This window comes from Bacteroides finegoldii DSM 17565 (assembly GCF_000156195.1).
GTDB lineage: Bacteria > Bacteroidota > Bacteroidia > Bacteroidales > Bacteroidaceae > Bacteroides > Bacteroides finegoldii.
The window spans coordinates 1-15,050 of record NZ_GG688346.1 but is presented as its reverse complement, the minus strand read 5'-3'; the positions used below and the strand labels follow the sequence as shown (position 1 = coordinate 15,050).

General features: G+C 38.9%; 10 protein-coding genes and 2 pseudogenes. 9 read left to right on the top strand and 3 right to left on the bottom strand.

From position 1 onward, the window contains the following. Positions 1–407: IdeS/Mac family cysteine endopeptidase (locus BACFIN_RS00075; protein ID WP_007758392.1), on the top strand; the 407-nt coding region annotated here is incomplete at its 5' end. Positions 408–480: 73 nt separating this feature from the next. Continuing rightward, a complete protein-coding gene (locus BACFIN_RS23560; RefSeq protein ID WP_007758390.1) occupies positions 481–660 on the top strand; it encodes a hypothetical protein in 180 nt (59 codons plus the stop codon). Between the two features lie 218 nt (positions 661–878). Here the strand turns inward: BACFIN_RS23560 and BACFIN_RS00080 are convergent, their stop codons facing one another. Next, positions 879–2,174, bottom strand: coding sequence for a BT4734/BF3469 family protein (locus BACFIN_RS00080; RefSeq protein WP_007758387.1), 1,296 nt, complete (start codon positions 2,172–2,174; stop codon positions 879–881). Positions 2,175–2,739: 565 nt separating this feature from the next. After that, a complete protein-coding gene (locus BACFIN_RS0220360; RefSeq protein ID WP_050761322.1) occupies positions 2,740–3,972 on the bottom strand; it encodes an AAA family ATPase in 1,233 nt (410 codons plus the stop codon). A 980-nt stretch (positions 3,973–4,952) separates the two neighbouring features. On the opposite strand from BACFIN_RS0220360, the gene BACFIN_RS00085 reads away from it, so the two are divergent. The 5 genes from BACFIN_RS00085 (at position 4,953) to BACFIN_RS00105 (ending at position 12,761) form a co-directional block, all read left to right on the top strand. Then, positions 4,953–8,024, top strand: a complete 3,072-nt coding sequence (locus BACFIN_RS00085) for a SusC/RagA family TonB-linked outer membrane protein (RefSeq protein ID WP_007758383.1) — start codon at positions 4,953–4,955, stop codon at positions 8,022–8,024. 31 nt (positions 8,025–8,055) lie between these two features. Next, positions 8,056–9,693 (top strand): SusD/RagB family nutrient-binding outer membrane lipoprotein, encoded by a 1,638-nt coding sequence (locus BACFIN_RS00090; protein ID WP_032840005.1) that lies wholly within the window; start codon positions 8,056–8,058, stop codon positions 9,691–9,693. 23 nt (positions 9,694–9,716) lie between these two features. Then, complete coding sequence (locus tag BACFIN_RS00095; RefSeq protein WP_007758379.1) at positions 9,717–10,853, top strand: endo-beta-N-acetylglucosaminidase family protein; 1,137 nt, start codon at positions 9,717–9,719, stop codon at positions 10,851–10,853. Between the two features lie 12 nt (positions 10,854–10,865). After that, positions 10,866–12,035, top strand: coding sequence for a BT_3987 domain-containing protein (locus BACFIN_RS00100; protein WP_007758378.1), 1,170 nt, complete (start codon positions 10,866–10,868; stop codon positions 12,033–12,035). Between the two features lie 198 nt (positions 12,036–12,233). Then, positions 12,234–12,761: an RNA polymerase sigma-70 factor gene (locus BACFIN_RS00105; protein ID WP_032840009.1), complete on the top strand. Its 528-nt coding sequence runs from the start codon at positions 12,234–12,236 to the stop codon at positions 12,759–12,761. A 10-nt stretch (positions 12,762–12,771) separates the two neighbouring features. Here BACFIN_RS00105 and BACFIN_RS23945 read toward each other — a convergent pair whose 3' ends face one another. Beyond that, entirely contained in the window at positions 12,772–13,059 is a 288-nt protein-coding gene (locus tag BACFIN_RS23945) for a glycosyl hydrolase 2 galactose-binding domain-containing protein (protein WP_007758370.1), read from the bottom strand. A 337-nt stretch (positions 13,060–13,396) separates the two neighbouring features. On the opposite strand from BACFIN_RS23945, the pseudogene BACFIN_RS00115 reads away from it, so the two are divergent. Both BACFIN_RS00115 and BACFIN_RS00120 read left to right on the top strand, forming a co-directional pair. Continuing rightward, positions 13,397–13,678, top strand: a pseudogene (locus BACFIN_RS00115) (sialidase); the annotation flags it as partial. A gap of 998 nt (positions 13,679–14,676) precedes the next feature. Beyond that, positions 14,677–15,050: pseudogene (locus BACFIN_RS00120) on the top strand (hypothetical protein); the annotation flags it as partial.

Genomic DNA, 15,050 nt, shown 5'->3' with positions numbered 1-15,050 from the left:
AGCAACCCAATAGTGATAATAACCTTTGTTGGGCTGCTTCTGTATCCAATATCATTTATTGGTGGTTGGAACAAAACAAGGAATATGTAAATAGGTTTGGATATGACGGGCCATCCCGCTATAATGGTTCGTTGGATTGTGAGGTGTTTGATTTTTACAAAAAAAATTTCTCGAATACTGGTAATAATGTGGCTGCTGCATTAAACTGGTTCTTCACCGGAAAGTTTCTTAACGGAGCTAAACAGGAAGCCGGTTTCTTTAAGGAAGTGCTTGGTGAAAATTGCTCGGTATGCGAAACGTGTCAATCTTTTCGCTATCGTTTTACGGAAATCATAAAAGAAGCTCTATCCGGACAAAAAGGCCATAGGATGCGCCCATTCCTTTGGAAGGCAGACACACGCTATTAACATTTGGGGAGCAGAATTTGATTCTCAAGGAGAAATAACCTACTTATATATCACCGATAATAATGACACGGACTTGGAAAATAATCTAGATAATGGAACGCCGACTAAAGCTGGTATGATTCGTAAACCAATTCAGATACGAGACGGAATACCTTTCATGGAAAGCAGTGTGCCTGGTTGTTTCACTATACAAATTCTGGAACTGAATTTTATGGGATTGAAAAAGGCAGAATGGAAGAAGTATTTCCAGTAATTTTTTTGCTAACATTAAGAAGTCGTCTTTAACTTCTCTGTTGTAAGTACTATTGGAGTATTATTTTTGGAAGGTTATAGTCGTTTTTTTTTGTGTTAAATTATATTCTATGGTGAAGCTTTTTGACATAAGAGAGTGGTAATTTTATATTAGCTAGGTCCATCTGATGAAAAAGGTAAAGGAGATGATGCTGTAAAAGCATTCTCTCCTTTGTTACTCTATTCCCTGCAAATCACATCATAGACTGAGCATTCGTTCAGATAGTCTTCTATGTCGGGGCTAAACTTCTCCCACCATCTCCAGACTTTCAAGTTATACCAGCCGTCCCATTGCAGGTCTTCTACCTCTTTTTTCCACTGATAACCATATAGTGACTTCTGCAAACGGGGACAGACCAATACTCCCTGTGATTTAGGTATATCTCTGAGTAGCTGGGCTGTGAGTTGTTGCCCGTTTGTTGAGAACCATTGGAATCCGGGTATGATTTGTCCCATCATTTCAGCAACCTCGTCACTGTCTACGATAACAACTTTCATTCCGGGTCTATAAACTGACATGAACTCCCAAAGATGACAACATGAAGAGTCCTGTTCTTTTTTAGAATCCGTGTCGGTTTTAACTTTTGAAAACAGCTCCTTCATCTCACCCAACGGCTCTTTTCTGTATAATTCCTTGCTGCATGGTTGTGTATGTTTATATGCACTTCTGACCGCCTTCTCTATCTCATCAACAGAGAACCCTGTTTCCGCATATTCTGCTAGAACCTCAAGCGCCTTATCTTCGGTCACTCCATATTCACACAGGTTGCAGGCGGCTTCATATACGCACCTGTTCCTGCTCCCCTCTTTAAACTCATTCCTGGTCCATGAGAGTATAACCTGTATTTTCTCATCTTCATCCATAATCATATCTCCTTTATAATATTCAATTTTCCTTTCATTTCTTGCTCCGGTCTTTATCTGCTCCGGTTGTTGTGTATTTTCAGTCTCCATATTCCATATCAGAGAATCCGGATTACAATAAAGTTTCGGGTCATAGGTTACATTGGTATATCGTGAAACGTCCTGTGCCTGTGAGTCGCTTTCCACGTTGAGAAACTTTCCTATGGCATTATAGTGTAGTTTATGTGTATGAGCGTCCAGCCCGTCGGGAACTTTCACCAATACTCTAAGGCCCGTATTCGAAATTGAGCGGAAAACGGAGAAGGTATACGGGTTTTGTTCCAGCCTTTCCTTCTCTTCTCCCACACGTTCATTCAGCCCGTCAATATCAATAGCCACCAATCCGCTATGTTGAATCAGACTGTCACTCCTCCGTTCCTTGAAAGTGCCGGAGAAAGTAAATCCGGAAGCTTCATATTTTGCCGCATCCTTTTCCTCCTGTGTTGTAGCCTTTCTGACCTTTTCAACTTCATTCCGATATGTACCATCCTGTATCTGCCTTAATATTTCCGTTATATCAAACTGGCGATATGGTCTCTTATATGTCTTTTTCTTGTAATAATCTATTTTCATGACTTTTTTATTAATTCTATTTATTGCAGGTGATTATTGAGTGATCACCTGTGTCCATCACTGTCCAATAGTGTAAACTACTGTAAACTTGCGTCCATTACTATAAAATATGGACACTTACCATAATTCTTCTTTTCTTTTTGGTTATTCTATTTATTGCAGGTGATCATTGAGTGATCACCTGTGTCCATCACTGTCCAATAGTGTAAACCACTGTAAACTTGTGTCCATTACTATAAAAAATGGACACTTATTATAATTCTTCTTTCTTTTTGGTTATTCTATAGATAATAATATAGTAAATAATAGAGTAATGACCAAAAAGAAGAGAAAATAGTGTCCAATTTATTATATAATGGACAGTTGTTTACATAGGTTTACAATAATGGACATCTTTTTTTCTTTTGGTCATTGACTTTAATTATCTGTATAGTCCTTATTTGTTATATAAGATGAACAGCCAAAAGAAGAGAGAAGTGTCCAATTATTTATATTATGGACAGTAATGAACACAAGTTTACACTATGGACAGAGGTGGACACTTAATGGACACCTGTGGACATCATTAAGCATCCTGATTATCTCCTTCTTCATTGGATGTTGCTTGTATCTGTCTTAGCTTATTACCAACAGTCGTAGGGGATATATTCAGTTCTTCGGCTATCTGCCTGTTGGAAAGTCCCTGTTCATGATATCTTCTGATTTCTTTCAGTAGTAAGTTGTTCGCGTTTTGTAACAGGTCGGATTCCCTTGCTGTCTGGACCGGATTGGGTGATGAAACATTCTGCTTTGATTTACCGGGTTGGATGAATTGTAGCATTGTAGGATCGACAGTCTTATCAATGGTGTAGGGTAAGACATGGCTTTCATCCCATACAATTTTTCCATTCCTGCTTTTAAGTTGTTTCACGTATCTTTCGGAAGACGGATTTTTACTCGATGTTCCGATGGCAAATACTGACTGAACAAAATTAGTTAACATACTTGATCCCAGGCAATGGTTCAGGTCAAGGGGTGTAAAGGGAGGGATTTTGGGCGTGTGGTTTATGACGAGAATTGAATACCCTTCTTTGGCCCATTCACATAATTTCGAGCAGATCAGTTTCACATCTTCCGGTTTCATTCCTCCGTTATTGACTAGAAATGTGAGGTTGTCGAGTATCAATATTTTAATAGATAATGTGTCAAGCATCTTTCTTAACAATTTCAGACACTTTTCAGGATTGTCCAATGCCCACTCAACTTTTTCCATTTCCGGTCGTTTGAGAAGCTCGGACCAGACATGCAACCTGCTGTCCTTTGAAGTATACCTCTGCTGAAACTGCTTCATTGACATCTCCAGGTCAATATACAGTACTCCTTTATTAAGATTTTTGGTTATATGTTCCGCTATCTGAACCGCATATATACTTTTTCCGGTATTCGTCCTTCCGAATAGCACGGCCAGTTCATTTTCATACCATAATCCGTTTCCATTACCATCATCTCCCCATAGAATTGTCGGGACTGGCTTGTTTTTCGCTTCTTTCATAGACTGATTAATACTTTTCCCTAAAATACTATCCAGATCGTCACATGGCTGTTCCTGTATCACTTCTCCTACCGGCTGTATTGTTTCATTCTCCTTTCCAGAAGCATTATTCCACGTGGAAGATATGATTTCTCCAGTCTGAACAGGCGGGAACTCTTTTTGGGGGAGATTGTTCAATTCATTCCAGCACTCATCGATACTGTTGCCAAGCGCTTTGATCGTTTCCTCGCTTGGGCTTTTCCTGTTTTGTTTTTTGTCTGCTGCCATACTTTCAAATTTAAAGGTTATTTCAAGCGGCTTTAAAGGACATGGCATATTCCTCCTCACCACTTACCATTTCATCACGTATAAGAATTTTCCTCTTTCTGATACCTCCTTTTTATATGAAGAAAGAATGGCAGGCGTAGCTATTCACCCGCCATCCCCTCTTTTAGCAGATAACAAAAAACAAGAAATAACTTTTACGTTCACTAGTTAGGATTTGGGCTCTTGAAATGCGCGTTTTTTGCATTTGGAGATATGAATGAAAGAGATTTTTATAACGTCTAAAGTTCTAGATTCCAAGTCGGAGATTGGGTCGAATTTGTCGGAAACGATTATCTCCTCTGAACTTCCGGGGATTATAAACTGAGTGTTGGATGGTATGAGACGACTGACCAGACAACAGGGATTTACAGAGTCGAAGCTATGTCAAAAAGAATTGGAGAAGTATAAAATCGGAAAAATAAAGAATAAAATTTCCCTGATATTGCCGGAAGGGTATCAGAGATAAAGGAATTTCCAAAATGCGGGAGATGGTATCGTTTGAGATACTGTCTCCTTTTCTTTTTGTCCGGTTTCCTTTTTAAATGTACTTGTAATAACCATGTATTAAAAGGAGTAATCAATTTCTATTCTTGACTATCCTTAGGGCAGTTATAATCATATTTCACTTATTTATAAATAGTTTAAATCTGCTGTATTTATATATTAATATAATATGTAAATTAATAATTGCATATTCCCGAAAATATTAGCGAACCTAAAATTTAACATATATTGTATTGTTTGTTTTTATATAATATGTATATTTGTGCCGTTAAACCTAAAAATATAATACATATATGAAAAAACGAGTATCTAATAATCCAGCTGTTAATATGTTGAAAATCTGCAAACTTCCTTTTGGAACCTCTTTGTAATAACGTCTGTAAATATAACTATCCGTTATTTGTCTAAAACTTTTTTAATTTTAAATTTATTATTTAATGAAAACAAATCTGAATCGCAAGGGCTTTTGCCTGCTTTTTAGCTTGTTCTTGTTGGCTGGTGGTGGGGGCTTGTATGCATCCGACTATCATTCTATGAGCCAAGTGCAAGACAATGTAATCAGTGTTTCCGGTACCGTAAAGGATACCAAAGGAGAACCGCTGATTGGTGTAAGTGTGTTGGTAAAGGGTACTACCAACGGTACTGTGACTGATTTGGACGGAAAATTTACCTTGAAAGCTTCCGCCGGGGATATTCTTGAATTCTCTTATATCGGCTATGCTCCACAATCGGTGACGGTAACCAATGCTAATCCTCTGAATATCACATTAAGTGAAGATACTCAGGCTTTGGATGAAGTGGTTGTTACTGCGTTAGGTATTAAACGTTCGGAAAAGGCATTGAGTTATAATGTTCAGAAAGTGGGAGGTGAATCGCTGACCGCTGTAAAGGATGCCAATTTTATGAATGGCTTGAATGGAAAAGTAGCTGGTGTAAATATCCAGCGTAGCTCATCGGGAGTCGGTGGAGGTACACGTGTTGTTATGCGTGGTAATAAATCTATTGCCGGTGACAATAATGTCCTTTATGTCATTGATGGTGTACCTATTGGTAACCAAGCTAATCGTGACGGTGATGGAACTGGTTTTGGTGGTTCAACTTCCGGTGAAGGAATTGCCCACTTCAATCCGGATGATATTGAGAGTCTCTCCGTACTGACCGGACCGTCGGCCGCTGCCTTGTACGGTGCCAGTGCTGCCAACGGTGTGATCCTGATTAACACTAAAAAAGGAGCAGCGGGTGCTTTGCGGGTAAATGTGTCTTCTTCTGTTGAATTTGCCAATCCCTTTGTTACTCCTAAATTTCAGGATGTATATGGAAGCATCGATGGGGAATCAACTTCTTGGGGAGACAGACTGGCGGAGCCTTCCGGATATGATCCGATAGATTTCTTTCAGACAGGTGTAACTTTTAATAATTCCTTTAACCTGTCCGTAGGAAATGATAAAAACCAAACTTACTTGTCTGGCTCGGCTGTTAATTCGGATGGTATGGTGGTGAATAACAAGTATCACCGTTATAACGTGACATTTAGAAATACGGCCAAATTCCTGAATGACAAATTGACTTTGGATGTATCGGCCAGCTATATTCGTGAGTATTACAATAATATGGTGGCTTATGGTACTTATTTCAATCCTATTGTGGGAGCATATCTTTATCCGCGTGGGATGGATTTCTCACAGGAGAAAAACTTTGAGCGTTTTGATGCCACAGACGGATATAGCAAGCAGCATTGGGCTTGTGGCGACTTGGGTATGGATATTCAGAATCCGTATTGGATAGCTTATCGTAATATTCGTCCTGAGACAAGAGACCGCTATATGATGTTTGGTAGTTTGAAGTATGATATTTTCGATTTCCTGAATATCAGCGGTCGCGTACGTATTGATAATACATATATGGAAAAAGAAGACAAACGCTATGCTTCCACGATCAGTACATTTGCAGGTCCTAATGGCCGTTATAGTTATTCCAATGAAAGCTACAAGCAGAAATATGCCGATATCATGGTCAATTTCAACAAGGCATTTGCAACCGATTATTATGCTACTGTCAATGCCGGTGTGTCATTTGAGGAGTACGATACCAAAGGACATGGATATGGTGGTGATTTGTTGCTGGTCCCTAATAAATTTACTTATGCCAATGTAGATCCGGGCAAGGCTTCTCCTAGCCAGACCGGTAGTGATAGCCGTAAACGGAATTTTGCGGTTTTTGCATCGGCTGAACTTTCCTGGAAATCAATGTTGTATCTTACCTTGACAGGACGTGTGGACAAGCCTTCTCAATTGGTTAATGCCAAGAACGAATGGGTCGCTTATCCTTCAGTAGGTATTTCCGCTCTTATTACCGAAATGCTGGATGAAAACCTCCGAAGCAGTATACAGCCTGTATTGGGTTATTTGAAAGTCCGTGCTTCCTATACGGAGGTCGGTTCCCCGATTTCGTTTACAGGTTTGACTCCCGGCACTATTACACATGAGATGGAAGGTGGTACCTATAAACCGTATGAATATTATCCGTTGCCGGACTTCAAGGCTGAAAGAACCCGTTCTTATGAACTGGGAATCGATTCCAAATGGTTTAACAATACCATTTCTTTAGGAGTAACATTTTATCATTCAAATACTTACAACCAGTTACTGAAAGCTGATATGCCGAAAGGTTCGGGGTATAACTATATGTTTGTGCAGGCCGGCAATGTACAGAATAGAGGTATTGAAATCACTTTAGGATATGACCAGACATTCGGAGAATTTAACTATAATACAACTTTCACAGCTACTACCAACAGAAATAAAATCAAAGAATTACCTTCCAGTGTGAAAGACCCTATGGGTGGAACGCATGATTTGAGTGATATCAAGATGGGACGTTTCCGTTTGCGTGAAGGTGGTGAGATAGGTGATTTCTATGCGGATGAATGGATCGCACGTGATGCTGACGGCTATATAAATTATACGCCCGGTCAGCCTTTGGTTACTGAGGTGACCACTCCTTATAAATTGGGCACAGTCAATCCGAAGTGGAATTTAGGCTGGAACAATGGATTCTCTTATAAAGGATTCAATCTGAATTTCTTGTTCAATGCCCGTATAGGTGGTAATGTTATATCCAAGACCCAGGCTGTACTCGATCGTTCCGGCGTGTCAAAGGCTTCTGCCTTGGCTCGTGAAGCGGGTGGAGTGAAAGTCGGTAATGTACTGGTTGATCCGAAATCGTATTATGAAACAGTTTCCAGTCTGGATGCATATTATGTATATTCTGCAACCAACGTGCGTTTGCAGGAGGCCAGGTTCGGCTATACTTTTCCGGACAAATGGTTTAGAGGTGTTTTGAAAGGATTGAATGTTTCTGTATACGGTACCAATTTGTGGATGATTTATAACAAGGCGCCTTTCGATCCGGAATTGACTGCTTCCACGGGTACGTTCGGACAAGGATATGATTATTTTATGCTCCCGAGTCAGCGTACCTATGGATTCAGTTTGAAGTTTGGTTTTTAATCAATGAGTAATCAAAAAGAATTTAAATGTTATGAAAATAAGAAATTGCATACTTCTAATGGCGTCTTTCCTTTGTATGACGGCTTGTGACTATGAAGATATCAATACATCTACTACAGGGGTGTCTGATGATGAACTGAAGCAGAAAGGGTTGTTGTATGGTGCTCCATTTATGGCGATGCAGCAACGGGTAATTCCTATCGGTTCGCCCAGTTTGACCACTGGTCCGGGTAATGACCTTCAAAATACAGATTTGATTTCATCCGGGAGCTATATCGGTTATTTTGGAAACAATAACAATTGGGCTACTAATCCTTTGGAAGCCACATGGCATTTTACGGAAGAAAGAATGGTCTATTCATATCAGAATTTTTATTCCACTTTTTTTCAGTCATGGATTGATATTCGCAATAAGGTGAAGGATTCAGAACTCCCTTCCGATCTGGCTGTTGCAGCTTTGTCCGATATTGTAAAGATAATGGCATGGAGTCGTGCGACTGATGTTTTTGGTCCGATTGCTTATACAAGGGCTGGGCAGGGTGAAATTTCTCCCAAATTTGATTCTCAGGAAGAGGTCTATAAAGCGATGTTAGCAGAATTAGCGGATGCTGTTGCGGTATTGAATCAGGCTCCTTCCCAAATACTTCCCGCTTATGATTTGATTTATGGAGGAAATACCGCTCAATGGGTGAAGCTTGCTAATTCCATGATGCTTCGTCTGGCGGTAAGAACACATTTTAAAAATGAAACATTGGCAAGAGAATATATTGCAAAGGCGCTCGATCCAGCTAATGGCGGCGTGTTGGAAGCTGTTTCTGATGCAGCCAAAATAGGTGACAGTGCTCTGATGCCGTTGAAGAATTCAATGATGCCCTCTGTTGAAGAATATGGTGAGACTCGTATGGGAGCCACCATTTGGGCTTATCTGACTGGCTATGATGATGGGCGTGCTGCAAAAATGTTTACTCAAGTAGAGGATTGGTATGGTAACCCAGATTATGAGTTTCTACCTCCCACAAATAATCAAGCTAAAAGTGAAAGTACAGCAGGAGGAACTTCCAAACCTATTGTTTCTGATGGAAGTCCTCTGTATTGGATGCGTGCCTCAGAAGTATATTTCCTTCGTGCAGAGGCTGTACTTTACGGATTGGCAGCAGGAGATGTAAAAAGTTTGTATGAATCTGGAGTTAGAACTTCTTTTGAAGAGTTTGGTGCTACAGGAGTTGACTCTTATTTACAGAAGAAAGTTTTGCCGGCAGATATTGAATATGGAACATGCTCTTTCAATCGTTCTTATAGCAGTAATATGTCAACGGGCAATACTTCTCCCTGTTGGACAGATTATAAAACTTCCGATCAAAAGGAGGAACAGTTGCAGAAAATTATGACACAAAAGTATCTGGCCCTTTATCCGAATGCGGTAGAAGCTTGGACGGAATATCGTAGAACCGGTTATCCTTATGTAGCAAAACCGGCAGATACACAGGCTTATAGCCGTATTGGAGCCGCACCTGATGCTAGAACTCCGGAGCGCTTTCGATTTGCTCCGTCGGAGTATCAAACAAATCCGAATATGGCAGAAATTCCAACATTATTAGGAGGTCCGGATCAAGGTTCTACTCCATTATGGTGGGTAAGAGACGGGCGTCCTAAACAACCGAATAACTGATTGTTGAATTTAAAAAGAATATTATGAAACTTAGAAATGTCTTATATACCTGTTTGGTTGCATCGCTCTCGCTGAGTGCTTGTTCGGACTGGACAGAAGAAGAAAGAGAAATTTTTGAAAATCAGGATGGACTGGAGCGTTTGATTCCTCTTATCGAAGCAAAAGGAGAGGAAGACTTGACCCCGACCCAACGTGAATATTATGCGAAAATACGCGAATACCGCAAAACTCCACATGTGAAAGGATTCGGATGGTTTGGTAATTGGACCGGAAAGGGAACGAATGCACAGAATTATTTGAAGATGTTGCCCGACAGTGTTGATTTTGTATCTTTATGGGGTGCACGTGGAAATTTATCAGCTGAACAACAGTCTGATTTGAAATTCTTCCAAGAAGTGAAAGGCGGCAAGGCTTTGTTGTGCTGGATTATCGACAATCTTGGTGTAGGTATCACACCTGAGGGAGTATCCGATATGCGTCAGTTCTGGCTTGACAAAGGCGGTGGTGACGAAACAAAAGCTATCGAAGCGTATGCCAACGCACTTTGTGATACGATTGATAAATATAATCTTGATGGATTTGATATTGACTATGAGCCAAACTATGGAGGTAGCGGTGATTTGGCAAACTCTCAAACCATCGCCCCCGATAGGGGTAATACAAAAATGTGGACTCTCATTAAAACTATGAGTGCCCGACTACGTCCTCAAGGAAAAATGTTAGTAATGGATGGTGAACCGGACCTCTTGTCTACGGAAGCTTCCGAATTGATAGATCATTATATCTATCAGGCTTATTGGGAAAGTAATACTGCATCAGTAATAAATAAAATCCAAAAGTCGCATTTGAAAGATTGGGAGCGTAAGACGATTATTACGGTGGAGTTTGAACAATGTTGGAGAACAGGTGGCATTCATCCGGATAGTGGAGCTGCAAATTGGTCTGGAAGACGGTCGTATACTTCAGTAAGGAGTGAATTTAATGGGAAAGAAGGTGGACAGATATTTGATTATGCCACTCTTGATCTGCCCAGTGGAAAACGCATTGGGGGAGTAGGAACTTATCATATGGAATATGATTTTAAGAATGAGCCTTCTTATAAATGGCTGCGTACAGCATTATATTTAGGTAATGTAGTATATCCGGGTGAATATCAATAATAATTTTTAGATATGAAAAAAATAATATTTGGCTTGGCTAGTGTATGCCTTTTGGCGGCTTGTCAGAATGAACTTTATAAGAATCCGTTAGAAGATTTTGAAAGTGAGCAGGGAGCGTTTATCAATTCTAAAAGTACAGTGCAGGTATTTGTAGAGGAAGGTGCCGAGATATCCGTTAAGGATGTAACAGTCAGTTTGGTGAAACAAGATGGCTCTGCTATTAAGGTATCTGTTGTTGCTGGCGACAAGGAACAGCTTGACCGATTCAATAGTAAGAACCATACAGAATACAGACTGTTGCCGACAGAAATGTATTCTGTGAGTAAAGAGGTGAACTTTGAGCCGATGGCTACTTTACAACCGCTAGAGATTATGTTGAAGAACGTAAAATTTGAATCGGGAGTGAATTACGCGTTACCGATCAAGATTGCTGATGGTGATGTACCGGGTATTGAAGGCGAGAAAGAAACATTGATTGTTTTGGAACAACGGATCAAGACTAAATGCTTGATGATGAAAGGCTCAGGAACAGAGAGTGCTGATATGTGGCCGGAAGGATTAGCGGTAGGACAATGGACGTTTGAAGTGATGATCAATCGTGACGCTTATGATTTGAATAATCAATCCATCGGAGGAACCAAGCAACTTCCGAATTCTGGTCCAATGGATGAAATCTTTACTCGCTTTGGCGATGTGACAATAGATCCGAATCAATTGCAGATCAAAACTGGCGCCTCACAAATAGATGTTAGCAAAGAAAAATTTGCGGCAAAAGTGAATACATGGTATATGTTGGCATTTGTATATGACGGTAAAAAAACATATGTTTATGTTAATGGTGAATTGGTGGCTGAACAAGAGATTCGTGAGGGTGAATATAAATTGACCGGCTTCTGGTTGGGAGGATTGAATGATTATATTCGGGAATACCGTTTCTGGAAAATAGCCCGCACTCCCAAGCAGTTGAGTGATTATGCATGGAAAATGGTTGATCCAACTGACAAGGATTTGATTGTTTATTATCCTTGTAATGGAAAGAAGCGGAACGTTGATGGAACAATTGAGGAAGACGAAACAATGGTTTGGGACTGGAGCAATGGAGCACATCACCTACCGATGCCTAATGGTGCTTTCTATGATGACAATGGTGGAAATATGTTTGTTTTCCCTGAAATGAAATAAAAATTTTGTAAGCTTATATCATATAAGCTAAGTGATATTTCTATGTAAGGCATGTCCGGTGACTAAAATTCTGGACATGCTTTTTCCGTCATTTGTTGGACAAATGTATTAATGCTTTTATTAATTTGCTTTATAAATCGGATGTCAGAGGCGATGTCGGATGTCTTTGAGTTCGTTAAATCATTTAATGGTACGGTAATGATTACTAATCAATTTGACAGGAGTAATGTTTTCTCTAAATTATTCAAACTCTATTATTCCAAAGTAAAGAGTTTAGCTTATATCCTGTTAAGATCCGAACCTGATGCAGAGGATGTCGCCCAGGAGGTTTTTGCCAGACTTTGGGAAAGACAGAATATTTGGTTGGACAATGAAAGGGAGTTTGACTCATATCTTTTGATTATGACAAGGAATATCGCATTGAACATATACAAGCATGAGCAGGTCAGACAGGAATACATGGAATATCATATGGTGAAATCAGTTTCCTCACAGATAGACTATGATTTTTTCGAAAGATTTCATTATCGGGAGATGCTTGGGATTATCTATTCTGCATTGGCTGCAATTCCCGATCGCAGAAGAAGAGTATTTGAACTCAGTCGTTTTCATGGAAAAAGCCATAAGGAGATAGCTGTCATAATGGGAATCTCTGTTCATACCGTAGAGAGACAAATATATTTAACGCTAACCGAATTAAGAAAGACTATAACGGCATTTGCTTGATTGGAAACAACTATAATATAATACGTATATGATTGCATTGAATCTGAACTGCAATCAGCGATCTATAACATACTTCAGTTAAGGCATTCGGCATACATGTTAAAGCTTTAAAAACTAATTGGGCGTCATCTTGTTTTAGTTGTTTGGAAGTAACTGTAAAAAACAGTCCTGCATTCTCCAACTCCATTTTCCACTGAATCTTTTGTTTATTGATACCATAACAAGGGTCGGAAAGTTGTTTATGGTTGATAAGATCCTGATGAATTGTACTCTTGAAACCTAATGCTGGTAACCACAACTCCGTTTCTGTCTGAAAATTTCCAACCTATATTTTTGTGCATGTTATTTGAGCATTTTTTTCGATTAAATTAATTATCATAGTGGAGGACATCAGGTATTAACGGTTTTAAAGATATTACTTTTTAACAATCTCTCGCCATCTCTTCTGTTTGTCGCAATACTTAGTTTTCTTATTTTTCAATCATATATTTTTCCTGTTGCAATATAAATTCCTTGTATTATACAATAAATTTTTGTAATTTTAGTTTCTGTGAGTATAGTGGTAATCGCTTAAATTTTATAATTACCTACTATAAATTTAATATTTTTATTGCTATGTTTCTATTTACCAATAGAACATATTAAATAAAGATCTCTTGCTGTTTTCAAATCCAAATACGACCAAAGGACGTAACCGTATAACAATAAAAGCAAGTCTGGATAAAGGTCTTACCTGGTTGCCCGAACATCAAATCATGCTCAACGAAGCAGAAGGTTGGGGATATAGTTGTCTGACAATGATTGATGAAGAAACAATCGGGATTCTATATGAGAGTAGTGTGGCACACATGACTTTTCAGGCGGTGAAATTAACGGATCTGTTAGGAGTAAAACTATCTGATATAATAAAAGATTGAAGCTATAGATGTGTCGCAGTGTGCAGAACGATATGCTTTGTTGATTTGTAATTTATTTTTTTTAATATAAAATCTTATTCCACCTTTTTACCATTCCTTCATCGGGAATATAAGGAACTTACTCCTTTGAAATAGTAAAAAATAAAGGAAGGTGGCTACACTATCTTCCTTTTTTAATATCATAATGCCCGTTTAGAATACGGTTTGTGTACATTTATTTTGTTGTTAACACAATTATTTTTATATTACGGTCCTGTTATAAAAAAGAAGTGATATGGATAAAATTGATAACTTTATAGAAGAACTAGCTCAGGTTGAGTCAAACTCTATTTTAGGCTTTCATTGGTTTGATGCAACCGATTAAAAAATAAACTTTTAGCGGAGCAATTGAAAAAACAGAGGTAACGAATTAGTAACCGTGCGAATTTCAACGATTTGCGGTGCTATGCTGTTAAATAATTTTCTTTGTTGTAAAGATATACAATTTTCTCAAAAGTAGAAAATGTTTATGAATGTTTTTCTTGTTTATATAGCCTCTAATTTATAATGTTAATTCTAATTTTTTGCTTTGCTTTTTGCATGAATGATTGAATTTCCATATCTTTGTAACAATATTGCTCACACTGTGGCATCAGCAATGGTGGCGGGTAATATATTACATAATGTAAAAGCGTCATTGATGCTTTGTCTTGTGGCTTTCTGAAACCTGAGAAATTTCGAATTGTTGGTCATGGACAATGTCAGAAGTGAATGCTACGGGTATGTTAAATTGTATCCCGGAGTGTGCAGTGGGAGTATATAATATTCTCTGCACACTTTTATGGGAACGTGCAACATATTGGCGTGGGCAGACACTCCATTCGTTCACCAACAAGGTTTTCTCAGGACCTCAGAGACGGACAAGTGGATGTGGAAGCCCACGTTTTTTACTATGTAATCAAAAAGTTTTAATACACAAACGCCTTATTGGGTTTCTAAAGGCACAATAATTATTTTTTATGAAAAAATATGTTTTAATGTTCATGTCTCTTTTCATGATGGTATGCTCTGCTAATGCCCAAATTAAGGACGATATTCAGAAAAGTAAAGAACGTGCTGCAAAATTGCAAGCGTTGTGTGATGATTACAAAGCATCAGGAAATGCAAATGTAGATGGCTATGGAGATGCAGTGAAAAATGCTGCAATTTTGGCTATTGCTAACAGTGTACAATTGGAAAACATGTACAAGCGACAAATTGGCGAAACCCAAGATGGTGTAACAGATGTCACGATTACCAAACCTACTCTTGATGAATGGGTAACATTTGCAGCAACTGTTGCAGGAGAAGCCGCAAGTATAAAAGCTGCAACTGATAAAGTCCAAGCGGCTAC